19 protein-coding genes and 2 pseudogenes are annotated in these 26,658 nt (G+C 56.9%); 10 read left to right on the top strand and 11 right to left on the bottom strand.

What is annotated here, in order from left to right; genetic code table 11:
- The first annotated feature begins 450 nt into the window (after positions 1–450).
- A pseudogene (locus tag AWB66_RS29560) lies at positions 451–1,558 on the top strand (IS5 family transposase).
- Between the two features lie 82 nt (positions 1,559–1,640).
- Here AWB66_RS29560 and AWB66_RS29555 read toward each other — a convergent pair.
- The 5 genes from AWB66_RS29555 to AWB66_RS29535 form a co-directional block, all read right to left on the bottom strand.
- Positions 1,641–2,534 carry a hypothetical protein gene (locus tag AWB66_RS29555; RefSeq protein WP_235021295.1) on the bottom strand — a complete coding sequence of 298 codons (894 nt, stop codon included), beginning with the start codon at positions 2,532–2,534 and terminating at the stop codon, positions 1,641–1,643.
- Between the two features lie 294 nt (positions 2,535–2,828).
- A complete protein-coding gene (locus AWB66_RS29550; RefSeq protein WP_125469825.1) occupies positions 2,829–4,004 on the bottom strand; it encodes an SAVED domain-containing protein in 1,176 nt (391 codons plus the stop codon).
- An 88-nt stretch (positions 4,005–4,092) separates the two neighbouring features.
- Entirely contained in the window at positions 4,093–4,899 is an 807-nt protein-coding gene (locus AWB66_RS29545; protein ID WP_125469824.1) for a hypothetical protein, read from the bottom strand.
- 857 nt (positions 4,900–5,756) lie between these two features.
- On the bottom strand, positions 5,757–7,334 hold the full coding sequence (locus AWB66_RS29540; protein WP_125469823.1) for a hypothetical protein: 1,578 nt from the start codon (positions 7,332–7,334) through the stop codon (positions 5,757–5,759).
- Positions 7,335–7,514: 180 nt separating this feature from the next.
- Positions 7,515–8,441, bottom strand: coding sequence for a pirin family protein (locus AWB66_RS29535; RefSeq protein ID WP_235021294.1), 927 nt, complete (start codon positions 8,439–8,441; stop codon positions 7,515–7,517).
- 464 nt (positions 8,442–8,905) lie between these two features.
- Between AWB66_RS29535 and AWB66_RS29530 the strand changes: the two genes are divergently transcribed.
- Together AWB66_RS29530 and AWB66_RS33215 are read left to right on the top strand one after the other, a co-directional pair.
- Positions 8,906–9,310, top strand: coding sequence for a ScoMcrA-related endonuclease (locus AWB66_RS29530; protein ID WP_087633589.1), 405 nt, complete (start codon positions 8,906–8,908; stop codon positions 9,308–9,310).
- 289 nt (positions 9,311–9,599) lie between these two features.
- Entirely contained in the window at positions 9,600–9,959 is a 360-nt protein-coding gene (locus AWB66_RS33215) for a hypothetical protein (protein ID WP_125469822.1), read from the top strand.
- Positions 9,960–11,130: 1,171 nt separating this feature from the next.
- On the opposite strand, the gene AWB66_RS35165 is transcribed toward AWB66_RS33215, so the two are convergent.
- Entirely contained in the window at positions 11,131–11,325 is a 195-nt protein-coding gene (locus AWB66_RS35165) for a ParB/Srx family N-terminal domain-containing protein (RefSeq protein ID WP_087633588.1), read from the bottom strand.
- A 92-nt stretch (positions 11,326–11,417) separates the two neighbouring features.
- Here AWB66_RS35165 and AWB66_RS29520 point away from each other — a divergent pair, with 92 nt between their 5' ends.
- On the top strand, positions 11,418–12,032 hold the full coding sequence (locus tag AWB66_RS29520; RefSeq protein ID WP_087633587.1) for a hypothetical protein: 615 nt from the start codon (positions 11,418–11,420) through the stop codon (positions 12,030–12,032).
- A gap of 872 nt (positions 12,033–12,904) precedes the next feature.
- On the top strand, positions 12,905–13,327 hold the full coding sequence (locus AWB66_RS33210; RefSeq protein WP_125469821.1) for a hypothetical protein: 423 nt from the start codon (positions 12,905–12,907) through the stop codon (positions 13,325–13,327).
- 171 nt (positions 13,328–13,498) lie between these two features.
- On the opposite strand, the gene AWB66_RS29510 is transcribed toward AWB66_RS33210, so the two are convergent.
- Positions 13,499–14,737 carry an NHL repeat-containing protein gene (locus AWB66_RS29510; protein WP_087633585.1) on the bottom strand — a complete coding sequence of 413 codons (1,239 nt, stop codon included), beginning with the start codon at positions 14,735–14,737 and terminating at the stop codon, positions 13,499–13,501.
- An 816-nt stretch (positions 14,738–15,553) separates the two neighbouring features.
- Between AWB66_RS29510 and AWB66_RS29505 the strand changes: the two are divergent.
- Positions 15,554–16,780 (top strand): annotated as a pseudogene (locus tag AWB66_RS29505) (ISL3 family transposase).
- Positions 16,781–17,978: 1,198 nt separating this feature from the next.
- On the opposite strand, the gene AWB66_RS29500 reads toward AWB66_RS29505, so the two are convergent.
- The 4 genes from AWB66_RS29500 to AWB66_RS29485 form a co-directional block, all read right to left on the bottom strand.
- Positions 17,979–18,245 carry a DUF2934 domain-containing protein gene (locus tag AWB66_RS29500; RefSeq protein WP_087633584.1) on the bottom strand — a complete coding sequence of 89 codons (267 nt, stop codon included), beginning with the start codon at positions 18,243–18,245 and terminating at the stop codon, positions 17,979–17,981.
- A 530-nt stretch (positions 18,246–18,775) separates the two neighbouring features.
- On the bottom strand, positions 18,776–19,276 hold the full coding sequence (locus AWB66_RS29495; protein ID WP_235021293.1) for a hypothetical protein: 501 nt from the start codon (positions 19,274–19,276) through the stop codon (positions 18,776–18,778).
- A gap of 944 nt (positions 19,277–20,220) precedes the next feature.
- Entirely contained in the window at positions 20,221–20,595 is a 375-nt protein-coding gene (locus tag AWB66_RS29490; RefSeq protein WP_087633582.1) for a hypothetical protein, read from the bottom strand.
- Between the two features lie 1,947 nt (positions 20,596–22,542).
- The gene (locus AWB66_RS29485; RefSeq protein ID WP_087633581.1) at positions 22,543–22,866 is read right to left on the bottom strand and encodes a DUF4148 domain-containing protein; all 324 of its coding nucleotides are present in this window, start codon (positions 22,864–22,866) and stop codon (positions 22,543–22,545) included.
- A gap of 594 nt (positions 22,867–23,460) precedes the next feature.
- On the opposite strand from AWB66_RS29485, the gene AWB66_RS29480 reads away from it, so the two are divergent.
- From AWB66_RS29480 to AWB66_RS29465, 4 genes are all read left to right on the top strand, one after another.
- Positions 23,461–24,639, top strand: a complete 1,179-nt coding sequence (locus AWB66_RS29480; protein WP_125469820.1) for an FG-GAP repeat domain-containing protein — start codon at positions 23,461–23,463, stop codon at positions 24,637–24,639.
- Between the two features lie 171 nt (positions 24,640–24,810).
- Positions 24,811–25,194, top strand: coding sequence for a hypothetical protein (locus AWB66_RS29475; protein ID WP_125469819.1), 384 nt, complete (start codon positions 24,811–24,813; stop codon positions 25,192–25,194).
- A gap of 197 nt (positions 25,195–25,391) precedes the next feature.
- The gene (locus AWB66_RS29470; protein WP_125469818.1) at positions 25,392–25,811 is read left to right on the top strand and encodes a hypothetical protein; all 420 of its coding nucleotides are present in this window, start codon (positions 25,392–25,394) and stop codon (positions 25,809–25,811) included.
- Positions 25,804–26,601 carry a hypothetical protein gene (locus AWB66_RS29465; RefSeq protein ID WP_087633577.1) on the top strand — a complete coding sequence of 266 codons (798 nt, stop codon included), beginning with the start codon at positions 25,804–25,806 and terminating at the stop codon, positions 26,599–26,601. The genes AWB66_RS29470 and AWB66_RS29465 overlap by 8 nt, the downstream gene beginning before the upstream one ends.
- The last annotated feature ends 57 nt before the right edge of the window (positions 26,602–26,658 follow it).

Here is a 26,658-nt window from a genome sequence, read left to right as displayed (position 1 = left end):
ACACTTGCCTCAGCGAGTCAACCTCAAGGCGCTAAACATTAAACCCCTTGTTGCGCTTCGATTTGAAACCGCCCTGTTCACCGCGCATTAGACAGCCAACCGTTCCAAATCCTTCTGCCGTAAAGCCAAGCACAACGGAGGATGTCGAACGAGCTAGGCGCAAGTTGCATACGTGGAATTCCATGAGTATCGCCGCTCGCCCTTGCCTGCACTCGCTAACTGCTTGAGCGATTGCACCACAGCCCGATTTGCAGGGCCATTGCTCGCGGGTAGGTTTCCCAAAAGCCCGGCGCTGTCCGGTCGCCACGGCTCTCATAGACCAGATGCCGCTTCACATCCGGGTGCATGGACAGCTCTTTAGCAGCTTGTTGAAATACGCTCGGCGCAGGTCATCCTGGCGAAAGGGAGAAACGTTGAATCAAGGAATCGAACACCACTGAGACCGAAGCGATGCGCGGAGCGGACGGCTACACCGAATCGATGTTCACGATGTCCAGGCTGGACGACTTCGTTCCGGCAAATCATCCGCTGCGACCGATTCGACTGTGGCTGAACGAGGCACTCGCACGCATGGACGCGGTGTTCTCGCGCATGTACGACAGCGACGCAAAGGGCGGCCGACCGAGCATCGCGCCGGAGAAGCTGATTCGGGCGCTGCTGTTGCAAGTGCTGTATTCGATTCGCAGCGAACGCATGTTGATGGAGCAAATCTCCTACAACATGCTGTTTCGCTGGTTCGTCGGACAGGCGATGGACGATGCGGTATGGGACCACTCCACCTTCAGTAAGAACCGCGACCGCCTGATGGTGCACGATGTCATCGTCAGTCTGTTCAACGAGACGGTCGAGACATCTCGCGTGCGTGGTCACTTGTCGGGTGAGCACTTCAGCGTCGACGGCACGCTCATTCAGGCTTGGGCGGGACACAAGAGCTTCGTGCTGAAGACAAAGTCGGATGACGACTCTTCGCCTGACGGCGGTAGCAGTTCCGAAGAGAACTGGCGTGGCGAGAAGCGTAGCAACGACACACATGAATCCCGCACGGACGCTCAGTCACGGCTGTTTCGCAAGAGTCGTGGCACGGGCGCGATGCTTTGCTACATCGGTCACGTGCTGACCGATAACCGGCATGGTTTCGTGGTGAACGCACAGGTGACGCAGGCCAACGGCACGGACGAGCGGGACGCAGCCGCACAGATGCTTGCAGATGCAGCGCGATTTGCAGCTTACTTCCATTACGGTCGGTGCTGACAAGAACTACGACACGGCCGGCTTCGTGGCAACATGCCGCGCGAACAATGTGACACCCCATGTGGCGCAAAACGATGCACGCGCGGGCGGTTCGGCGATTGACGCTCGAACAACGCGATGGCCCGGCTACGCTATCAGTCAGCGCAAACGCAAATGCATAGAGCAGGTGTTTGGCTGGGGCAAGACCGTCGGCAGGATTCGGCAAGCGATGTTTCGAGGTCTGAAGCGAGTCGACCAACTCTTTGTACTGACACAGGCCGCCTATAACTTGACGCGCATGCGAACGCTTGCCGCTCGGGTAGCATGAAAACGCAAGCGGGAAAGAAAGCGGCATCGGCAACACCTGAATCAACGAAGTTCAGCATCAAGTCGTTCGGCACTGCGTCGCGCTAGCTCTTTCGAATCAACGGGCGTTCGCCCACGAAGGGATATTTCAACGGCCTGTTAGAGAGAAGTGCCTCCATAAACTCGCTGTCACGATAGCGCGTGGGCGCGGCGCCGATGTCGCCGAAGATGGTCACGACCTGGGCTACGCAGTGCCGCAATGCAGCGTGATAGCCGCGGACCGTCACGGTGTGAAGCCGCCGCATTTCGCGCAATCGTTGAGCGTAGAAGCGGTCAGGTGCGAAGCTGTCAATAAGCCGGTGGTGCGCATCGCACATCAGCATGATGTTTTCGGCTAACGTGGACTGCCTGTGAGAGTCTTTATCGGTTCCGCGTGGGCCGCAAGGGTCGGAGGCGATGATGTGCGCCAGATGGGCAATCCGGGCACCCTTGTTATACAGCGGCACGACACTCAAATCGTGCCCGCAACCCCGAAACATGCAGCAGCCACCGGCATCAGCCCAGACCTGATTCGCAGTGTCCAGCGTGACTGCCTCGCCGCGTCCGTCCACGCGTCCCAGATACACCTTGCGCTGCTCGGCGAACTCATCGATTTCTTGCTCCGACATCACACGAGGAGCCCAAGCTGCATCCACGGTCGTCGCCTCGGAGATTTCCGCGTGTGAAATCTCGACGGCGAAGAGTCGCTGTTGTCGTGCCAGCGCCTTGAATGCGTTCTTCGACTTGCTCTCCGGGTCTGCCGACTGCAGGACTCCGCGAGTGCTCGGCCTCTCGTACACTGTCCAAGTGGTACCGGCGTGGACGAGAACGACCTCGTTCCTGGCGGATTTCTGCTGCTTCAGCCACACGGCGAGAGCGGGGTCATCGAGCCCGGCGAGCGCAGCCGAGCTCGTGCCGAAGGTGGATGACGCGGGAAATGCGGTGGCGGCAGCAGTCATAGGCAAGCAGTTTGATGGCGGGCGAACGCTATATATGCACGCTCCAAAACCTATTCAAGGCATCACTGACGAATATTGCGAAGTTCTTGCCGACGGCCTGAACTGCGCCCATCGTCAAATATTTTTTGATGCAAATCGCCTACCGCCGCGGGGAGATTTCCACCCTCCGCCTGCAGACACAAAAACATAGACCCTCTAAACTACAAGAAGCTGTGAGCAAGCAGAGCGCTGTCGTACCGGAGTCACGCGCGGCACGAGGTGAATGCGCTGCTCTCGTCGCACAGCTTGCATTGCCTAGGCGTTCTTCATAGGGGCGAAGTAACCACGCAAAAATGGGATGTCGAGGGCTGCTACTTTAAACGTACCGCGGGCGTCCAAGCCGGCGCTTTCCACTCCCAGGCGTGCACCTCTTCGAAAATCTTTGGCAGCAGAGTTCTGCCAATCTCCACGCTCGCCGCTCAAGGGTGTCGCTGGATGCAGATGAAGCACGCGAACACCGGCATCGGTCAGCTTCGTCAGGAAAGCGTTGAACTGCTGTCTGAAATGCAGTATATGGGCCTCCGTCCGGATAATTGACCAGTTGGGTTGAGCAGCCCTGAACTCGACGGTCGTCATGTTGTCCGGCCAGTTCGCCCGGCCCGAGACGCTGACTACTGCGGCAACTTCTCTTGGGAGCTTTTCTGGCACATCGAATACGTAACTTGGCGCCGGGCAATTGGGATTTGCGTCCCAAAGCCAGCGCTCAACAGGCAAGTCGAGCACTGAAGCTTCGGTTTTATCCCCAATCAGAGCGCCAAGCTTCATCAACATTGGAATAGGCGCAAACGCTGCAATGGTCAAATGCGACACTCCGCCCCGCGCAGTCAGCAGCGGTCTTATCCGTTGCTCGTAGACATCCGATACGACGCGCTCAGCGCGCGGCCAAAACTCCGTGGAGTCATCGAGCGCACCGAAGTCGGATTTATCGATATGTACGTATTGACCAACCGGAAATGTCGTATAGCTGCTATTTTCCAGTAGCGCATAGTGGACCTGCCTTATATCGACAACGGGGACGTGCGTGCCCACCGGAAAGGACATCAAAATCGGCAAGCTCTCTCTCACTCCAGTTGCAGAGTAGATGAGCTCTACACGCGCTTCGTGCTCGCGCTTCATACGGCGGAGCTCTTCGGCTGAAAACTCGTTGTCCCGGCCATTCCGGTCGATGCGGCTGTGGCAATCGAAGCACGCAATCATCAAATTGGATGGGTCTTTCGCGAGGCGCTCAGATTCTCCGGCCACACCACGAGCCGCATCAGGACTGTCTCCGATGATGTGCGCGTACTCGCCTACAACGCATTTCTCCTTGGTCAGAAAATCCCGGTCCACCGGTTTGCAACAGCCTCGAAACTCGCACCGCCCGGCCGCGGCAATCCACAAATCTCGTCTAACATCCTTCGGGATGTATGCCCTTGACTGCGTTCTAGCCATTCTTCGTTTCCGCTTTTAGCACTCGCACATGACCTCGGCGATTCAAGCTCGTCGGGCTTCTTCGAATCGATGCAACGATGGTGGCTACTCACCTGCAATTCGTATCGACCACGTTGCCGCTGCGGACGGAGGTGCAATGCGTGGCTGTTGTGACCGCCGTCAGATTCACGGTCTGCGGCCGGCGCGCATTGACGGTTTGCATATAAGCCGTCCACGCAGTAATAGTGTTGGCGAACTGCTGACTGGCGACTTGTTGAGTCTGGATTTGACGCTCTTGGTCTTGCAGCAGTCGAGCTTCCCGGTACTGCCGTGCAGCGTCTACCGCTGCCTTCCCGATGAGGTATCGGCGCAGTGCGAATTCGCCGTATGTCAGCTTCTGCTGGTACAGCGCCAGAACCAACTCACTGACTTTCGCTTCTGCCTCTTGACCGAAAGCGCGCTCCTGCTTGATGCGGGTGGCATCCAGTGGCGTGGCATCGGGAGGAATTATTTCGATGGCGCTTTCGCGTTGAATGCAACCATCGCGAATCGTCGCCCATCTCGCGATGAGGGGTCGGTCAACCGCGGATGGGAATACGTCCAACGAGGAGTATTGAAACGGAGGAGCGTCGTCCAATTTTCGAGAGAACTGAATCTTGTCGCGCAAGGGAAGCAACTCGGGCGTCGCCATTTCTGTCTCGCATTGCTTCGACGCGTCGTCGAACTTCGCCGCCAAAGCATCGCGCTGTGCCTTCGCTGCAACCCGATGATAACTTCCACCGCCATTTGCGTAGCCACGAGTGCCTGGCAAACAGTCTGCCCAAGGTATCCCGATAGCGCAGTCGGCCGGATGATTGGCGAACCCCGGACCTACGCTGCTGCAGCCGGCCAAAAACGCCGTGACAACCCAGCCCATCAAACTTCTGACTCGCATACCACCGTTTCCCCGTGACCAGGCGCGTCGACAAGGAAGCTGCAAACCAGCATCCTCAATTCGGCGTCGTCTTCGTCGTTATTCTCGAAATCGCAAGCTCGAACTGAGGTGATGCGGCGTTCCTAGTTCTGCTCATCCTACGGCAGGTATCGGCAATGCCGACGGAAACTTTAGTGGGCGCGGACGGACCGAAGATGCCATCTGAGCGTGCGCTCGTTGGATTAATGCTGTACAGGAACGGTCGCTCGGCGCAGACCCATAGGAAGGATACCGGCGCACCCGGCAAGAATCACTGTCGCGATGCGCCGCGCCGTCGGGATGAAGCGTTAGCCTCAAGCCTCCTCGTCGTACGCGGAACGACGTCGCCGCCGGCTGCGCACGTGTTGTTGATGAAGTCAAACAGGTGCCATCAGGCGCGACGAAACATGGCTCAGGAACATCGGCGGGACCCCGTCGACGCTCAGAGCGCGGTCGAATTTCTAGTGTTCAAGCTTCTACGGGAAGCCCGGTCGTAAGGCACCCTTCCGCCCGTAAAGTATCGGACGGGTTCAATTGTTCACGAGGTGCATGGTCGACCTCAGAAACCGGCACATGGGATGCCTCTTACCCGTCTCATGCGACCCGCTCGGCTCCGACTGCTTGTCAATCGCCCGTCAATTTGAAATGGCGGTCGGCGCGACGCCGACGTTAGAAGCGGTAGACCATAGTTCTTCCGGGCGAGGCGCTACGCTCGACTCGCCACGCTTTAACGCGAGGAGGCGGGCATGGCGCAAAACCGGACCTGGCTTCGGGCTCGGCTCCGCCCGACGAGGGCTGGTCTGCCGAGGCGTCGTTGGCTGTCAGCAAGGCTTCGCGTCGAAATACACAACGTTTTCGTATCCTCGTCCCTCACTGGACCCGCTTCCCTCCGAAGTCGAAAATAAGGTCTTGCGCGACATCAACAGGAGAATGTCCGCCTTGTCCGCCTTGGCGATGAGGTCAAAGACCGCGTCTCTGATTGTCTCAGACAACGAGTCCGCTAGTCCGAGTTGCGATTCGAAAAAGATTCTTCGGCTCAAGTCTCTTGCCTCGACCAAAAGGGAGTGTGCTGGGGGATTGACGCCGAAGCTGGGAGCAAGCTCAAACGCCGTCGCTCCTGATAAAACGTCTTCGAATGTCTCCGCAGTCGTCACCAACACCCATTGCTGTCGATTCCCCCAGGCATTGAGGAAGGCCATTGGCGCAGTGTTGAATACGCGGGCGAGTTTCACGACTGTTTCCGGTGCCAGCCTCATGAGGCGCTCGCTCCCTACTGGGAAAGAATCGGCGATGTCTGCCACTTGCATGGGACGTTTGCTATCAAGCATGTGCCGATGCGCGGCCTCAGAGAGTGCGTCGCTATCAATGACCGACAGCCAACCAGCATCAAACTCAAAGCGCAGCTTGTCTGCGACACGGAGAGCCCATTTGATTTTCCCAAAGGGCCCGTCGGTAGCGTCAAGGAATTCGCAATACCTGTCCCAAATCTCATCACCAAGTCCTTCAGGATGCTTCTCCTCGATTTCCCTCCATTCAGCTCGAGGCAAGCGCGTGTCGACCCAACAGACATCGATTCTGAAAGCCCGGGACTCGCTTCGAACAATCCAACTTCCCCGCTCCAACTCGCACGACGTGCACTCGAACCAGAGGAAAAATTGTAGGAGGTTGGCCTCTTGGACCGGTGCAAATGCAGAACCTCCTTCAAGGCCGGTTAAATAGAACCGGGCGACGAGCAACGGGTTAATATCCGCGGGAACGAACGAGTCATTGAAAACCAACATCGGTCGGACATTGCTCAGCTTCTCCACAAGCCCTTGCGCAGCCAAACGAAGCTCCACATGGTCAACGTCACATAGATAGCGTTCCTCATCTTCGCGCTCTTCAAAGCGTCTAAGTACGAAAGCAAATTCGTCCGAGCGGTTGGGCCAAACGCTGATGTCAAAGCCACATGAATAGGTTTCCATTTGGCAAAGTGCAGGCTCTCCGCCATTGGGGAGCGAAGCCATTGTCCAGCTAACGAGAACGGCTATCGCATCCCATACCGTCAAAAATTCACGCCTGTCGAGCTCTTCGCCGAATGCCGTTAGAACCAACATGTAACGAGACCGTGCATTCGCCGAAGCTGCGTTCGTCTGCACGAGCACCGTCACATCGTTGCTTACGATGCGCTTCACGAGCTGTAGAGCATCTTTTGGTTCGAGCGCAAAACCTATTGCCGCCAACTCAGATTGAAGGCGCTTTGCGATTGCCGCGGAGTTCGTATGACGAGCGGCGATGGTCTGCGCCCAGACATCGGCCGCCTGTGCCAGGGAAATTTTATGCCCGTCACTTGATACGTATGACTGAATGACTCGTCCGGGCGCTTGCCCGGGACGTTTTTGCATTCGAGAGGCTGCCATAACCTTCCTCCGTGTTGTCCTGCGGCATCCGTCGCTTTGGCTCCGCTTCCCTTCAACTCAACGACCAGAGACCTGGCAATTCTAAAATCGCCTCATCTCATCGAGTCACTGTGTCTTGCGTGGAAAACACAACGGTCTTGCTTTATCTGGTAGGTGACTTAACACGCAGTACCTCGTCGCTCAGTCGGGAGCAACGTTGAACTTGCCGGCGTGGAAGTCGGCGACCGCCTGATTAAGCTCCGCCTGCGTGTTCATGACGAACGGACCACGGGCAGCAATTGGTTCAGCGATGGGATGAGCGTGTCCAACAAGCAACACGGCACGTTCTTCTGCCTTGATACGTAACGAGTCGCCCTCGTCGTTCAGTTCAGCAAGGTTGAACCTCTCGGCCTTTCGGTCGCCAACCAGGATACTTCCGCGAACCACGTAGAGGAACACCACCCTTCCGGTCAGCCCATCGAACGTGGTGCCACTCCCGGCCGACATCCGGACCACTGACATGAACGTATCCGTCAAGGAGTTAATTGGGCCTCTGACGCCATGCCATTCGCCCGAAACCAGTTGAACCTGTACAGCGCCGTCAGGCGACTCGACAACTGGTATATCCGCATCTTGCAGACCGACATATCGCGGCGCCGTCATCTTGAGCTGCGAGGGAAGGTTCAGCCATAGCTGAAGTATCTCCAGTTCACCGCCTTCGTCCATGAACGACGCGGGCGACAGTTCCGCGTGTATCAGACCACTTCCTGCGGTCATCCACTGAACGCCGCCGGCGTCAATCACGCTCTCGTGACCGCCAGTATCGGAGTGTGCCAGGCTACCCTCAAGCACGAAGGTCACCGTCTCGAATCCCCGATGGGGATGCGGCCCAAAAGGCAGCCCGCTGTTGTTGCGCGGATAGGTTTGCGGTCCGTGGTGGTTCAGGAAAAGGAAAGGATTGAGATGCGGCAGCGCCGGGCCAGGCAAAGGACGCCGGGTCGTCAGGTCCGCAATGTCATCGCGATACGCTTCGTGGGTGGCCTTCAGGATTCGGTCAGTCATCGCGGGTATTCTTCTATGCAGGGTTACAGCGGCGCTGTTTTCTTGCGCTGCCGGGCGGTCGCTCATTGTGGCGCATCCGCCTCGACGTCGCAGCGGCGCCTCCGTGTCGCCCGGCACCACAGTCATACGACCCGCGACTCAAGTCTGTCCGCCGATGGCATGAAACCGACCAACAAAAAACAAAAAGCCCGCTCGCTGGCGGGCTGAATCCACGTCATGGAGACTTGGAGGAGACGAGGATAAGTATAAACCCGCGATGGCCAATTGCAAGCGCGAGCGCCGCCTCCCAACCGGCGCGCGCCTTGCACGCGTCCGGCCGCATAGAAGAGCACGCTGATGACTGCGACGCCGAGTTCGAGTCCTGGTCTGACAGCGCCACTGATGCGGCGAATCGCGGGCGTCGCGAGTTCGCACGGCACCGCTTACCATCAAAGCTAAAGTTCTGAAAAGCATCGCCGTTAAACCGCTGCGACCGGTAGAGATTTCATTGCCGGTCCACTCTCCTCCGTGTTGGACCCAACGATACGACCATGGATGCACGGAAATTACAGGCGACATCAGCGGTCGACGCCGCTCTTCAAGAGTTTGACCGAATTGGCCGAACCGCCTTTCTCTCAAAGCACGGTTTCGAGAAATCGCGAGAGCACATGCTTCGCATGCCAGAGACGGGAACGCTCTATGATGCAAGAGCCATTGTCGGTGCAGCCTACGGATTCGCGTATCCTGACCAAGGACCGTTGTCCGACGCCGAGATACATCTGGACGAGGAAGAAGTTGAAGGTATCCTGTTGGGCCTGGGCTTTGAAGTCCAGTCCCCGGGCACCGAACTCCTCCTCGGGGCGCTACGAACAGACAGCAAGTCAACGGCTCCATTGCGCTCGAAAGCCCGGGCACGGTCGGGTCTTCCATTGACCAAGATGGAAAAATTCCCGTGACCGGGCAGCCGTTTTCGATACATGTTCATGGCGAGTATGACATTTAGTTAACCGCGCACCTCAAGCTGTATTACAAGTACTACGACGAGCTCGACAGGGACCGAATTTTCACTTCACTGCTAACTGAAAGAGGAAAATAGCCTCTTTCGAATCTCGAGTGGGTGAAGTGCCGGGTCAAGTGCGGGCGCAAGCCCGGCGAAGCGAACACTTGACGCGCGTCGGGTAGATAAGCTGAGGCAGGGCTGGTTGCGGCAGAATGAGGCAACCAGCCCTGCGAGACGAAGCGAACATGACGAATGAGCTCTTTGAAGCCGCCTTGGGAATCAATGCCCCGTGGTACGTGCAGGGCGTCGACTTTGATACGGCCAAACGGCAGCTCACGATTGCCGTGTGGCCGTATCAAAGTCGAGCCTTGCACATACCCTCCAGCGTGGAATCTAGAGAGCAGGTTTATAGCGGTGCGCTCGACGGTAGAGCGCCGACCTGGGGTTGCCGCCGACGTCTGTTTGCTCATGGTGTCGACATCGAAATGGCCAGCCTGCCAATCAAAAACCGACTCCCTATCAACGCCTCGCGGCCGAATCTGGCTGGACAGCCGCTTTCAGACTTACGGGTCAATATTGTGTTGGCGTCAACAGCCCGTGGATGATGGCTCAACCATCGCTAAATTATTACGCATCGATGTGACCGAAAATCTAGCTCGCACATAGCCACGGCTGCGATGTCCGACGGGTACGGGCAGGTGCAACGAAGTCCCGCTTAAGGCATTATAAATATTGCGGAAATACTATCGTAATTAATGATGGTCGGAGTACTCTCTCTTTTCAAACCGTGGTCTTCGGCTTGAATTGGGAGAAATACCGCCCTATAACTAGTTTAGTAACGGCATTTTCACGTCGTTGCCGACTCACGAAGTCACGCCGTGCAGATTTTCGTGCCGACACTGACACGTGTCTGCCGATGCCAAGCAGCGCATATCTCATGACTTGGCAGCGCAGCACTCCCTTCCAATAATCTCGGCGCGGCCGACATTCATTGCGGTCGCATCGCCCGGTCGTTTTTCCTTTCACGGTGTAGGTTGGCTAATCCCCGCGATTTCATCGTTAAATCAAGCACGGCCTACCCGCCCTAGCTTACGGAGGTAACGAGTGTGCTTCACTCGTTTGGCTACTAAACAGCGTTTTTTGCTAGCGAAGGTGTAACCATGAAAGCGCAATTTATTGCAGTATCCGGTGCCGTGTTGTTGTTTGCCGTGGCTGGCACCGCTTATTCTCAAGTCACTCAGCCAACGTGGTCCGCAGACCAACAATCGGCAGCGCCGGTCGCGACTGGAGGGGGCACAACCGACGAATCGTATGGCGGGTCGCCAATGTCGAGCACCCGCGACAGTGGGCGAAGCAGAACCGGCGCACCTTGTGTAGTAGGTTTGTCGTGTGACATCTACCAGGGAAACTAAAGTCTGCGCCGCTCGCCACCGCGATGCGCCCGCAACCATTAGGCACGGCTGGGAACACCCAATCTATCCTTGCTTCTGACCGCAGCTTGCCCGAGTTCCCAATCCGCGCCGCCGCCACGGCGGCGTCGACCTTCCCGGCGATTTCCGTAGTCGCCCATTATGGTGGGCCTACCGGATAGTCCGAATGTGACCACCGCACCGCGCGGTTGGGAGCACCGACATCCCCCATGTTTCGGCGCAACGAGGCGCACAGTCGCCTCGCATACACAGGCGCGCAGGTGCTGCGATATTCGTCGTCGCTTAGGTCCCAGATGTGGACGGGCATGTCGGCGACATTCATGCACCGACCTTGGACATCGTACCCTTAGGTCCAGCGGCGGTTTTCCATCTCCAACCAAAATTTCTGATTCGACATAGATGAAAAATCAGCAACCAGTACCCAAGGTATGGTCTTGATTCCGGAGCGCCAAAGGGCAGTCGCGACATGATGATGGTCTACGGCAAACGAAGAGCCACCCGGGCCCAATACAAGCGGAACGGGCTTTTCCGCAACTGCCATCTCGAAAACGGTTATAAACTTGGATATTTGTGAAGTTATGCATATTATTGATGCCGCCGGGCCCTCTCGCTTCGTAATACAGTGGGGATAAAGTGAATAAGCACGTTTTTAAAAAGCTGCGGATTCTTCTCCTGCTCTTGTTGCCCATGTCAGGCACACCATTACTTAGTTTTGCTCAGGACGAAGACGTTACCCGGCGGGTAAGCAGTGAGCGAGCCGAATTCAGGTTCCGGATGTGGAAAGAGCATGGCATCACTCCCAAGCTCTACGACGCGCGGGGAAACCTTGTAGGAGACGTTGTCGTTGGTAGCGCTGACAACGACGATGGCGGAGTTGTTTTCAACATCAACGGCGTCCTCGTCTATGCTGGCTTCAGCCGCATCTCCAAAGATGGTGGCTTCACGCGGTCGGCGAGCCAGATGCAATGGAGCGACCGCGAACCCAGATACGGAGGCCCGAATTGCACCGGGACTCCGTACGTCGTGGCTCCGAATTCGGCACTTCGACCGGCGGCTATGGTTCGGAAGGGAGCACAGGTTACGCTCCTAATCGCAGTTGAGGGTCGCGCCGAGGACCATACCATCATGTCTGAACTGGAGGGTGGAAAATGCGTCGGCAACTACTCTTTAGTGGACAGCGTGTGGCGAATCGAAAGTACGCTTGATTTGACCGAAAAGTATCCCGAACCTCTTCGCGTGGGATTGTAGAGTTCTCTGGCGCGCTTGAATGCCCCTTGATTACGGGCGCCGGTCGTTCTTCGAAAGTGAGGTGGCTACGTGTACCTTCGAACGTTCTACTCTCTTATGTCCGTCTTGGCTCTTTGTCTGGTCGCGGTGCGGGCACCTGCGCACGGTCTGTGGGATGGTGATGACGACCGCGGATGGGGCGAGCACGCGCGGCCCGAAGGAAAGCACGCCAGCGTACGCCTCTACGACGCTCGGGGCACCGTAGTCGGCGATGTTGTGTACGTTTCGGGTATTGGTTACGACGGCGGAGTGGTGCTTAACGTGAAGGGCGTCTTCGTATTTGCCGGCATCTCCCGCGTTGGCAACGTCGGTCCGGGAGGGGCGACGAGTGCCAGCGAGATGAGGTGGCAATACCCGCAGCTCGCGTACTCAGGGGAAAACTGCAGCGGGACGCCGTACATCTACTACGAACGCGGTGCCTTCCGCCCAAGCGCCATCGAGCGTAAGGGGACGACCGCGACACTCTACATCGCGCAGGATACAGTTTCTCAAACGACACCGATTGGGTCCTTTGGGGCCGTGATTGGCGACCCTATTTGCATAAGGGGCGCGCCGGTGTTTGTCTCGAAGGCGTGGCCTGTCGAAAGCACTCTCGACTTGACCCAACTTTATCCAGAACCCTTGCGGATAGCTCCGTAACTTTGCGGGACCTGCGGGTCTCCTGTGACGAGGTGAGTATGTGTCTTTTCCGTACCTCGGTTGTGATTGCCGTATTCGCTGCGACGAGTTCAGCGACGTTCGCCCACGAATCGGGCGACGAAGGACGGCATGAAAGCGTCCCCAAGCTGTATGACGCGCACGGCAGGCTCGTGGGGGTCGTCGTGGACGCTCCGATGGGAAACGTATCGGATGGTGGCGTGATTATGAACATTAAGGGCGCACCTGTTTTTGTCGGCTTTGCTCGAATCAAAACGCCAGATGAGTCTCAATCTGCATGCGACCTGAAGTGGAGCGGAGTGACACCGTCCTATTCTGGCCGTGGGTGCACGGGTACGCCTTACATCCCGTATGCACTCGGCCCGTTGCGGCCAGCAGTCATCGAGCGCAAGGGTGCTAAAGCGGTGCTACGTGTGGCCAAAGACGAACCCTCGCAATCTATTAGTGTCGGCTCGAGAGACTATTCGGGAGACTGTGGAGATTTCGTCAGCGGCGTTACCGAAGTTGAGTGGCTTATTGGAGAATCTCTAGATTTGACCGATGCGTATCCCGAGCCCCTGCATATTGGGCACTCGGAATCGTTAGGTGGAAATCGTTGATGATGGGCTGCTTGATTTCAGGTGCGGCAAGGCTGCACCGCGGAGCGTCGGTTGGCAACCCGAGGTCGGACAAATCATTCCCCAAATCTGAACTATGCGGAGGCAGTCGAAAGCCGTGAAGGGCTCGATTGCATAGACTGCCTCGATTCAGACGGAATACTCGAGAGCGCGCTATCGCCCTTGATAGCTCAGAGTTCCCGGGTCACTGTTTCTAAAAATTGGAAACCACGGTGAAATCAGTCCGCCTCCTTCACTATTTTCCTTGACGAGGGTATCGCAGCTTTTCGTGTAGATGTCGCAGCGACGGAGTTGCCCCGTTGTCTGTGGAGCGTTGCCGGAGATAGGGATGTACAGCTTCCCTCCGGGCCCGAAGATGATTGCCTGCGCGGATGCACGTGGTTTTCCCCAAGCAGACAAAGGCAGCGAATCAACGACCTTTTTGGCCCTCACATCGATTTTGAGAATTCGGTCAACATTGTTGACATCGGAAGGGTCGGCCGCAGGCGTCGTGTCCCTGAAACTTGTGACCCACAGATAGCCCTTGTCGTCGAAAACAAGTCCCTCCGGTCGGTGAAAGCCAAACTTTAACGCCTGCTTCTGCACCGTTTCATTGGTCACAATTACGTCAACGAGCTTGTGCGTATAGGGGTTGAATCGGAGAACGTAACCAAGGAGCGAACTTGCAGGGTCACTGCTTGTTGGGCAGCCCCTCGAGGCGACGTACAGCATTCCGTCGGGCCCAAATACAACGCCGCGCGGATAGAAACCCTCTTTGAACTGAGTGCGCTCAAGAGCGCGAACGAAGGCGCCCCACTCGTTGAATTCTCGTACATCACCCTCATCCACTTTCGCACAGGTTTGGCCGCTCTTGATTACGTTGGCGACATAGTAGTGGTCCTCCTGGTACTCGTGGCGGTCCTCGTTTGCGCCGCCACCGAAGACTATGCCCTGCGGGGCGAACGCCACACCCTTGTCCTTGACGCCTACGAGAAAGTTGGTGAACGTGCCTCTCCCGTTGAACCTGAGAATGTCTCCGTTGACGCTCGGGTCGTCACTAAAATTCTGATTGCTGGCCACCAGGTCTCCATGGTTGAAGATGATGCCCATCACTCCGTTTAATCCGTTGGGAAAATTGGTCGAAGCAAATACCGACACCGCTCCCGTGGAAAGGTTGACCCGCTTGATTGCGTCATCCGACGGATTCCCTGGGTCTCCGATGTCGCCAATGAAGATGTCCTCCGATTTACCGCCTTCACGCGAAAATGCATCGTCCGCATTTGCAACCTGTCCTCCCATCAAGGCTCCAGTCATCGAAGCACCCAATATAATTGCACGTATCCCCCGGGGCATTGCGAGAACCCCTTTCTCGAGCAGCGTATCGGGTGAAAGCGAGAGACGTTTCTTGTTCATTTCCTACCTCCATGGATTAGCGTCGAGTTTTCCTCGTCACCAGGGTTCGGTTTGAGCAACACGGAAGCTGCACACCGGTGCGGACCCGCCATGACCACCTGCTATCCCCTGTCGATGAAGCCGCCTTGCTAGTCCTACTCAGGAAACACTATTGCCACCGCTACACCTGCAGGCGTCGATGACACGAGGATAAGTACCAACAACATCATGTACTTACTGATTGAACGAGATAACGCATGTCGCACCGGTTGCCTGCTACTGCTACGCAATAGCCAGAGCATCGGGCTATTTGATTTCGCATTCGAGGCTAAGGGTGCCACAAGGGACGTTTTCCTGCGGCCGCAGGGAACGATGTGAGCGATGAAATTGCATGTTATCAAACGTTAGAAATCTATCCGCTGACCAAACCGCTTTCCAGAGAGCCCGGAAGGACGCTTACTATCCTGAGTCGTGACTTACGTATCGACATCGCAAATGTACTATAAGCTTTATTGACGAAAGAACAAGAAAAGACTCGTTCCAAAGCCTTGGTTCGGCCATTTCAAACGGCCGTATTTTTTCGTCAGGAGTACGATTGTACGCACCGAAACGGCGCACTAACTTTTTTCTCTTGAGTTTAATACGAGGCGTGAATCGAGTGGGCTGCGGCCGTTACACGGTTTTTTGCCTCTTTTGAATTCTCAGTGGGTGGTTTGGCGGGTCAAGGGCGGGCGTAAGCCCGGCGCAGCGAACCCTTGAGGCGCACTGATTCGATAAGCTGAGTCATGGCTGGTTGCGGCAGAATGCTGCAACCAGCCATGCAAGACGAAACGAACAATGACGAACCAACTGTTTGAAGCCGCGCTGGGAATCAAGGCCCCGTGGTACGTACAAAGCGTCGACTTTGATGCCGGCAAACGCCAGCTCACGATTGCGGTGGACTTCGTCGCGGGGCAGCCGGTTCGGTTATGCCAGCGTCGCCGGCGAGCACCCGGTGCACGACACGCAAATCAAGCGTCTGCGCCATCTGAATTTCTTTCAGCACGAGTGCTATCTGGAAGTACGGGTGCCGCGCGTGCGCTTGCCGGACGGCTCGGTACGGTTGGTGGAACCTGATTGGGTCGGCCAACTCAGCGGCTTCACGTTGCTGTTCGAGGCGCTCGTGCTGATGCTCGCTCAGCAGATGCCGTTTGCTGCCGTGGCGCGCATCGTCAACCTGTCGTGGCACCGGGTTCCGCCATCTGCTCGCGCTATGTGGAAGTGGCGCTCGCGTCGGCGGACCTGTCGGAGGTGACGACAGTGGCGATTGACGAAACCTCGTACCGGCGCGGTCATGAGTATCTGACACTGGTTGACGACATGCAGGCGCGGCGGGTCGTGTTCGTGACGACCGGCAAGGATGCCAGCACGATTGAACGCTTCGCCGCCTATCTGGGCCAACACGGTGGCAAGCCCGAACAGGTCGGCTCGGTCAGCATCGACATGTCGCCGGCTTTCATCAAGGGAGTCAACGAACATCTGCCCGATGCGCGGCTGACCTTCGACAAGTTTCACGTCGTCGCGCACGCGTCCAAGGCGCTCGATACAGTGCGTCGCCAACAACAGAAGGTCGACCCGGAACTTAAAGGCATGCGCTGGACGCTGCTGAAGGACGCGAACAAACTCAATCTGGCCCAACTGACTGACCTCGAGGCGCTCGTCAGTCAGTACACTACCAGCCGCACGGCACGCGCCTGGCTGTATCGAGAGCAACTGCGCGAAATTCTCGAGCGCAAGCAAATCAATGTCGTCTCCGAGATGTTGCAACAGTGGTGCACCAACGTCATGCGCTCGAAGGTCGAACCGATGAAGGACGTGGTGCGATTGATTCGCCGACACTTCGACGGCATCGTCGCCTGGACCCAGACCCGCCAGACCAACGGCTTCATCGAAGCCATCAACGGACTGTTTCAGGCCGCCAAGCGCAAGGCACGCGGATACGCTCGCTTCGAAACCATGCGTACGGTCCTGTTTCTCATCGCAGGCAAACTCGACTTCTCCGCCTTCAACTCGCATGCTCGCTGAAGGCCGTTAGCCACTCCGTTTTCGAAAGAGCCATAACTTGTTTGCCTGCCGGGGTCATCATCCACGGTTTGGACGCCGGGCTCAGGGGTTCAGGTAACTATCGCGTTGGAGTGCCTTATCAGCTTGTCGAAAAGCCGCTCTTCAAGGCTCGAAGAGCTTGTCCAAAAAGCCGCTCTGCAAGGCTCGAAAGCAGTTTCCGGATGGTCTGCCCCTCCGCGTGTTTCGCGCGTTCTTCAACTTTTCCTGAAGCTCGCTAGGCAAACGCCGGCACCGACCTGCCAGTAGGATGTCCAACTCTAGCGTCTGAGTACGACCGCTCGCGACATACCCATTGACTTCGTCGGCGATGCCCGAACACTCGATTTGTTGCAGTGCAATATGCACTTACGACGCCGGAGCCAACTGCGGTCGACCGCGGCGCCCGACCATAGGAGACGTCATGAGCACAGTGGTCCCGCAACAATTCTTTTCCGCGCAGGCACTTCAAGTTCAAAACCTGTTTGGAGGCCTCTAGGCCGCGTTTGATGGCGTCGAGAAACTTACAACGTTTAATCTGCAAGTTGTTAAGACCTCGCTTAGCTATCGGCAAGCCGTGCCAAGGCAACCGCAGAAAAGCGAGCTTATATGGTAAGCAAGCAAAAGAAATAGTCTCGAACATGCAAAGCGGAGGGTCGACGACGGCGAAGTCGGAATTGGCTGAATACCAACGCGAAGGCCAAGAGACGTTGAATAAATTCACCCAGAAGCCGGTTCTTGAAAGCGGAGTAGTTGTCGCGCCCTGATAAAGGTCTTCGTCCGCGAGGAAGAAGTAAGCGCCGGGGCTCGTTAGGTCTGAAATCTCCGTGGGCACCGGCCGCGGCAATACGCGTCAAAGCTGCTTGACCAAAGTGTTCACCCGGCTAGTAGCAACTCCGGGGGCTCGATACGCACTGGTGCTGTACGGCCCAAGGTCGGAAGATGCCGCATGAAATCGAGCGAACGCAACCGAGGTACGGTGCCGACAGAAGTACGAGGTCGAACTGGCTCAAGGGGCATCGCACATCGCGAGCATGCTATACCCGCACACGCTCAGCGGCGCGGTTCACGAAACGGTTCGCGCCTTCGCGGACCGACACGGTCAAGAAGAGTTGCGAATCTTCCTCTCCACGCTGGCTTGCCAACTGGAACATCGTGGGTGCGACGGTGCTGTGCCGTTAATTCAAGACGTCGTGCAGCGCACGAACTCTGCCCGATTCAACGAGTACCTCGCAACACTCGGGTCCCAGGGGCCGACTTCCCCGCACTGAGCCATACTACGACCCACCGCTAAGAGTCGCGCGCGACGAGCAGGAAGGGCCACGAATCCATTGGTGGCTGTGGTCGCAAGGTGCCAGTAGTGTTCGTCGCGGCCGTCCGGCCGGCTGTCTGCTTCCCACAAGAGATACGCGAGGTGTCTGATGCTTTCTTCCGAGAACGTTGAATCCATAAGTCGCTGCGAATAAAACGCGGGATGGCGATAAGCGCATGAATTCGCAAGGTAGCACAGGAGCCGTGTTTCTCAGAAATGAGCGTCCTTATCGGACGTGCTCATTCCAGAGTTGTCTCGCGTCACGGCGATGCCAGAGGCACACCGCCTCGTCGACTATGAGTTGGAATGGCACACTTTCGTAGGTACCGAAGGCGCCGTTGAATCCGCCCGGGCTGACATAGGCATGGGGCAAAGAAAAAAGCCCGCTCGTCGGCGGGCGGACTCCACATCGGTCGAGCCATGGAGGAGACGGGAATCAGTATAAACCCGCAGACGTCGATTGCAAGCCCTTTGTCTCTTCCAGCAACGCTACGCATCAGGTGCGCCGTTTGCGTCTCTTTGGTCCGGAGGGCGTTCCCATGAGGACCACCGCATTCCTCAAACGGGCGGAGCGCGAAGCTCAATTCGTCGAGGCACTGCTGGCGCGATACGCGCTTACGGTTTATCACGGAATGACTGTACTTGGAGACGAGAATAACGCTTCGGTGTTAGGGGAGACGGTAGCTGCCGGTTTTCTTGCCAAGGTAGTGGAACGAGCCTTTTTCCGCAGGCAGTGCTTGCACTACCTCCCAAGCGAACTCTCCCTGGATGCCCTTGTATTTCCCGCTCCCCGATACGAGGGTCCCTTTTCCTGATGTCGCGCCCTTGGGATGGTTAAAAGCCTCGACAAACTTGTCTCCATCTTTGTCCAAGTACACGCAGTACCCGTTTCCGACGCCCGCAGTGAAGCCGGCCTCAACGCAATGTGCCGTGATATTTTGCATCAGCGGCGTCTTGCTGTTGTTCGTCATCACGAGAGTGGATTCGTACAGATAGACCGCAACGTCCCCGGTGACCTCAATCTCTCGCACATCGGTTCCGGCAGCGGTGTAGGTCGCGTCGATGGTTCCTTGTTTGGGCGGAGTCTGAGCCCATCCTGCAGTAGCGGAAAAGAGAGCGACCAAGTAGAGAGCGAACATACGTTTTGTTGCAAGGAGTAAGCGTTCCATTTTCGACACCTCGTGTGTTGTTGGTGACAGCGTAAGGGCTGGTTTTGGACGGCTTCCAAACTCGGTAAATCTGTAAGCGTTGTAATATCGAACTTCCTTGATGCAAGCCGGACGAAAGATGAAGAGGTTATAGAAGGTACGAGCTGGGATTTCTAGTGGTCCTTACACGCATACGGCCGACGGCCTAAAGGTCGGACAAATTAAGAAGCGCCGGACGCGCTATATGTCACAAAGCAACGGCGGCCGCCTAGCAGGTTGCGGCAACCCAATACTGACTCAGGGAGTTGTCTAGCTCATTTCGTCGCCTTGACCGCTGGACTGACAGCGCATCGACGAAGTCCCTCGCGGTGTGGGGAATCGATATGACGCAACTGCTGCACCCGCCCGCCGAAATGTCAGGGCGATGATGATGAGCTGAACGGCACCGCTCTCGATTCGGGAGAGCATCCGGCATCCATCTCACTTAAGTCTGTAGCATACCTAAGTGGCACGATGCGACCTCACGGAATGCCGCGCCTGTGCGCAGCCTTAGAGGGCAGATGCACTTCCGCCAACGCTTAACCTCCTTAAAGCGTCGAGCCCTCTTGTCTCCACGAGGATTGATACGCTTGACCGTCGGAGGCGACAGGTAAAGACGCTCAGTGTCTTCTTCGCGTGCCATAACGTCGAGCAGCATCTGGCCTGCGGTCATACGACGAACAACTCTTGGAAGACCGTAATCTGGTGTCCCATCTTAAGGACTCGGATTGGTGGTCAGAGGCTGAGAACCTTGGAACGTTCGGGCAACGACTCGGTTCGTCAGCCACATCCACGCCGCACCCGTGCCGACGCTTGAGCGACGGTCTTGCATGTCGTCCAGCAAATCAAGGCAGCCGAACGTCTAAGTCTCGAACTGAACTGGGGAGCTAACGTGTTCTGGGGGACAATACCGAAACTGCTGAACGTCACGGGCCCAACTCGAAGTCATAGATTTTGCGTAGGCCGAACTCGAGATACCATTTGAGTTCACACTCAAGAAGGGCGTCCACAATTTCTGCGCCCACAACCTCGCTTACCTCGAGGAACTTGAGTACTATGAAATTCAACTTCCAGCGATTGGGAGGAGGCTTTCGCGCGAGTCGGCAGCCCTGGCGGAAGGCTCGCGTTACCTTCATATCAACAGCGATGATGTTGTCGTCGGAAGTCCACGCGGTCGGCCCGTCGCCATGGGCCATAGCAACATCGCGAAAGAATGTCGCACGTTTGCGATACAACTGTGCGAGCCGCACTTGCCTGTGCGTCCAGGCACGACGTTCGCCCGTCGCGAGGTCGATTACCATTCCCATTTGTCGTGGCAGGGGCAAGCGCTAGAAAGGATAGGCAGCCTTATCGGCCGTGAATGGAAGACTTTTGACCGCTGATTTTCGACCCTGTGCGCTCAAAGCATAGTTCCTTGTTCGAGAAGTGGCGCCAGATTTGCATTGGGAAGTGCGTTGTGCAACGCACTTCCGGCAGTGCGGAGAATTTGAATCTGGAATGAAGACACTCACCTTTGGTGACCCAGCGTCGGTTCACGCGACGTCGCCACGGCCAAATCCTGCTGGGCCGCCTCGCGACCGCCAGGACATTGCTGCTCTCTGAAATCAAGACTCCTCATACCTTCGCATACGACGATTGAAGCGCGCCGGCACGTGGAGTGTCGAATGCGAAATAGACCAGTCGCGAAGAGCGGGCCTGCATGGCTGAGGCTCCGGGGCTCCGGTCCGACTCGCAGTCGAGCGGTATCAATTAAGAGAACGGCGAAAATTCGAGCTGAACGCAGCAATTTCGTGTAATAGAGTACGCGCGTCCTTTTGAGGTAAGCACTGCGGGCGGAGAATTCGATGTCATCGGACCATACAAGGTTCCAGCATTCCTGCCCGGCTCGAGTCTTTGGCAGTGCATGAGACTCTCCCGTTGTGACCTCCGCGCGGACCTGACAATTCGACCGAACAAAGGTCGCATGTACAGCAGACTCAACGCAATCGCGAGCGACTACCCACAACTTGCAGCGGTATCCGTGTTCGGCAAGAACGGGGAGTTGTTGGCGAGCAGCCGCTTCTTTCCCGTGCCACAAGTTTCCGTCGCCGGTCGCGAGGACTTTCGCGGGGCACGCGCTGCTGCGCCAAAGCCCTACTTTCCCGGCCGTTATCGGGGAAGGTCTGCAGTCGGACGTCTTGACAACGAATATGGCTCTCGTGACCAAAGACGGAGACTTTCTACGGGTTATATCCCTAGCTCTCAGACGTCAATACTTCGGCAAGTTCTAGCGCGACCTGACCGCCAACACCCCGGCGCTGCTGGTCGGCTTGTACCGGCAGGACGGCGGTATTGAGGGCCGAACAAACCGCATGCGACCGCTGGAGAGACGCGTCGATACGGCGAGAATCTTGCCGAAGCGTGGAGCCGTCAACTCCGGCGAATGGGGGCGCTCGGCAATCTGGTCGCGAGCGTCGCTCACGACTTCAACAATTTTTTGATGGTCGTATCCGCCAATATGGGGAGTTGGCGGCCCGTTGGAACTATACGAACGTAAAGCAAGAAGTCGTAGCGGTAAAGCGGCCACCGTCGGAGCGGAGTGCCTCGCGCGCCGCCTGATGAGCGCCGCTCGCAAGCAACCTCTTAAGCTGGAAGTCGTCGACTTGTCGGTATGGCTTCCGAGCGCAAGTGATGGCGACCGGCGACCAGGTCGGTGGCACAGCGAAGATAGAAAGCGAAGTCGGTAAAGGTACGAATCTGTTTCTCTATCTCCCTCGGTACCAAGGTGCGGAAAAGCTCGCAGAACCGGCGCCACCCGAGCCGGCTCTCACGACGGCGCCGACCTCTGGCCACCTCCTCTTGTCGAGGACAATGAGGAGGTGGCCGCGGGACTTTGCGCTGTGCTCGAAGTGCTCGGATGTACCGTACGTCACGCGGCTACGGCTGGCTACGCGCACGAAGCGCTTGACGTGCTCGTGAACAGCGTCGCCTTTGATTTTATACTTTCAGACGTGGCAAATGCCCGGAAAACTGAGGGCATCAACCTCGCTGACAGGTTCGAAGCATGTGGCCCGCTCAGAAATTTGCGCCGGTGACAGCCCTACGCAGACGAACTTACACGTGCAAAGTTGGGCGGAGTTGCGGTCCTCGCAAAGCCCTTTATCATCGAAGAATTGCGTGTGCTATTCAACAGCAGCGCTACGATGGCAGCTCCGCCGTTAAGCTGACGGAATGCTGTCGAGCTGCTTATCCATTCGCAAGCGCCGCTTTTATTGGCCGCCGAAGTAAATCCTGTTTAAGTCGCTCGTAGAAGCGGGCCTAACCGCGGCCCCGCCGCCAGATGCCGACGACCCGCTGGTCGCCCCACCGTAACCGGTCGCAGCGCCGCCTGCGGCGACACGTGCCTCGGCTGCCTGGATGTTCGCAGGGTAGTTCGGCTCGTCGCCGCTGGCTGGCTTATAGCCTGCCAGTTGGAGTTGATTGAGGTCAGCGCGAACTTCAGCGCGCGTCACGGGCGAATCAGATTGGGCAAACGACACGACTGAAACCGCGAAGACAGCCGCGGCGAGGACTGCCTTAATTAGAGTTTTCATGTTTTTCAACCTCCGAAGAGCTAGTTAGCTCGTTACAGACACGGTGTGCGTCCAGCGAGTCCTACAAGAGTAGTTCACCACCGGTTAGCCGCATGGTGAAATTACACGCCCGACCGCCCGTATGCGTGCGCCGATAGCGTGCACGGGAATCGGAGAACTGCAATCGACTCAGCGAGGCGGAGTGGCGAACTGGCATTTCTTTCAATTTCATTTCGAAGACTTTCTCCCGTAACCTTTGGCTGTGTAATATATACAGGGTTGACTAAGGAATATGGCGAAACTGCCATTTACGTCCTTGCATGTGGATGCGGCCGGCCCTATAGTGACTTTGATACCTCGCCTTTAACGCTGGTCCGTTGGTTTCGTTATCAGCGCCTCCTGGCTCAATCGCACGGGCTAATCCATGTATCGGCTCGCGACCTCTTCGAGTCCCAAGTCACTATTAGAACTTGTCGTTTTGCTGTAACGACCTTAAACAGCAAATCGTCCAATGGTCATGAACGGCAGCCTCCCGCGCATCACTCCGGGGTGCAATACTTCGGACTACATTAAATCGAAGGTCAGCGTTCAAGGTTTCACCGTAGGGAGGAAACCATGAAACCTGCATTCCTAAAGCGAGTTTGGGAAGTTCTTCTGCTCGCAACATTTCTCGCACTTTGCGGGTGCAAAGGTGACGACACTCGAGCTTCGACCTCGGCGCCGCCAATGGCTCTTCGGGTTGCCAATACGTCTTATCAGAACGCAAAGGGATTAAATATTGGCCCTCAAATATTGCCCTATCCGGCGACGAATGCGACGGCTCGTGCCTTTGGCGACTTTTTTCAAAGAGGGTCGTTTGACCTCTTTGTCGCGACCACTACCTTCGACCCCGCTAAGCCGCCCCTGGAAGCAGCCAAGGGCGCGTTTGAATTTTGGAGACGGCAGCCCGACAACACCTTCGTCCGCGATACTGTGCTTCTTGCGAGCAACGTGGGGTGTACCTTTCCGACGAAGGCCATCGTTGCTGATTTCAACCACGACGGAAAGCCCGACGTCTTCATAGCCTGTCGAGGGCTTGGGGCCACCGCGTTCGTTGGCGAGAAGTCAGCGGTCTTGTTGAGCCAGCCTGATGGAGGTTACAAGACGACGTTTCTTAGGCTGGAGGGGGCGTTTGTATCAGCGGCCGCCGCGGATTTGACCGGCACCGGCCGAATCGATGTAGTCGCAATCGATGCCAATACGACCACTTTTTCAAAGACGACAGGCATGTTTGCGGACGGTTTTCCTATCGATACCACCACGACTGCGTTCATCCTGGTGAATGATGGTCAAGGGGGCTTTACTCCTGACCCTACATTGCTGGGTAGCTTCATCACTGATTTCACCGATGTTGAAGCGCTCGACCTTAATGGAGATGGACGACCAGATATCGTCCTTCTGGGCGCGGACGGTGGAATTGGGCAGCCGTCCGTTATTTTGCTAAACGACGGGACGGGCTCTTTCGCCAACTTACGTCCGACTATGCTGCCGCGGGCCAGTCTCGGTAACCCAGCCGCCCAGGATGTCGTGTTCATCGACCACGCTCTGTATCTGTCGCGAACGGAGGGTTGCGAACGAGGGAAGCGCGTCGTTCAGCGCATTGCCTGGCCTAACCTGAAGTCAACCGTGGTGTACACGGGGGAAACGCCGAGTTCGTTGTCACACACCGGATGGATGGTTCCTGTAACTCGCGACGGAAAAACGCAGTTAATCTCTGACGGCATGTCGGACCCTGCAGGATTAGTCCTTCGATGACAGAACGCGTCTCTGCGACGCGAGGCTATGCATAAACGAATCGCATGCTCAGGAAATTGCGCTTGTCTCCGAACGCCTTGCAACGAGTGTTCGCGTTGTGGTTGAGCAATTAGCACCAAACCAGACCGTGTCCCGTGCCCTGTGTACAGCGGCATCAAAAGTGAGCATACGATGAGCAGAATTCACTGCCTTTTGGCCAGCCGCACGATTTTCTCCATGGTCCTTTTGGTGGGCGCGGGGAGCGGAGCGTTTGCTCAAGACAAGGCCTCGGCTCCGACGTTGAAGGCCGACCAAGTTGTGTACGTAGACAACGACAAAGTTAAGGTGGTCGAAAACCGGTATAAGCCAGGCGCGGAGCGCGACAGCGCGCCGGCGCTTTACCGGGTAGGACGTGCGTTAAAAGGCGGGACCTTGCAGCGGACATATCCCGACGGCAAGCAAGAAACCATTGAATGGAAGACCGATGATGTCAGGTATCTAGAGCCGTCTGGAGCCTACCGAGTGAAGAACATCGGGAAGACCGACGTCATCATCTACCTCGTTTCTCCGAAGTGAATTTCATCAATTTGTCGACCCCCTTTTGGTAGCAGCGACCGACAGAAACTGGAGCAGGCCTGGCAACCGTGACGCCGACTCGGCTCGCGCACAGAACCACAGCATGTGGGACCGCGAACATCACAGCGGCGTTCGTCCGCGAAAGCGGCCTTTCATGTGAGAGCGTGCGCAACGGCATTGCTCGGGTAGAACTCCGCTTGGTCGACACCACCGGCCAGACGCTGACCGTCCCCGATGGCTCGCCGCTCGTGAGAACGGCGTCGTTGAAGAAGGGGCAGGCGACGTTTCTCGACCTGGAGAACCCGCTTGGTGCAGGCGTGGCGACCGCGTACCGGCCTTTGGTCAAAATCACGCCACAGATTCTGGCGGACGAAATTGCGAGCGCTAGCATAATAGTCGCGAACGAGCTTTACGATTCGGCGCCGGGCAAATCATCGCTCGCAGCTCCAAGCGACCCTTGCGTAGGCGCACTCTGCTTGACGGTCAAGGGAGTTAGAGCCACGCGCCGGCAGCAAAGCCGGGTGCAGGTCATCGAAGGGCCGAAGCACCGGGTTGCCTCGGAACGCCTGCGGAGGCCGGGCAACGGTCCCAAATCGGAGGTACCTTCTGATGACTGAACAGTACACGTCAGAAATAGGCTTCGATTTGGGTTGGGATTACGCCAGGTTCGGGCGAGTACTAAGCGATGAACGTGCAAACCCCGATGTCATACGAGGCTACAAGGCGGGCTTGTGCCATTTCACGACGCCACAACGCCACCCGAACCGATTCGAGTCAAAGTGGCTTCAGTTACGATTAAGCGCCTTGCGACGCGGCCGCATCGTTCAAACGGAGGTTACCCCCGAATTTCTGAAGCGCATTGACGTTGCTGCGTGCCCTATCACGTTGGTCGAACTGACCCACTCGCAACTGCAAGACTCTGATTGGTCCGTGGACCGCATAAACAATGACGGCGCATACGCCGAGGGCAATCTCGTCATCATGAGCACGCGAGCGAACACTGCCAAGGGCACGAAAGCCTACGGCGAGATATGCGAGCTAGCTACGGGAAGGGCGTGCGATGAACGCCTCACTACCCGGGAGTGGGGGCGGCTTAGGAGCGTCATGGCTGCGGCCTGCCAGCTTGACAAAGTTTACTATATGCCGCTACTCACCGCTCATCCGCTATCTTGCCCTGCGAACAGCTACACGTGCCTTCAGATTCTCGCCGCCGGGGTGGTGAGGGAGGCTCGAGCACGTAACGCCGTCGTTAAGTACTTGAACCGATTCCAGCCGCGTTCCTCGCAGCAACAACGGCTCAGCCTAGCGTTCGAGCGTCTTGCTCTGCTGATGAAAAATGCAACCTATGCGTATGACGCGTTCTCCGACGACGGGGTTCAGAAGATGCTGTCACGGATCGCCGTATAGGAGCCAATTGATGATCGGCGCATAGGTGCCAGCGCAGGATCGGCGTAATGGAGCCAG

It is taken from the genome of Caballeronia telluris (assembly GCF_001544495.1).
In the GTDB taxonomy this organism is placed as follows: domain Bacteria; phylum Pseudomonadota; class Gammaproteobacteria; order Burkholderiales; family Burkholderiaceae; genus Caballeronia; species Caballeronia telluris.
The sequence above is the reverse complement of the archived record's forward strand: the minus strand, read 5'-3'. Positions and strand labels throughout refer to the sequence as shown.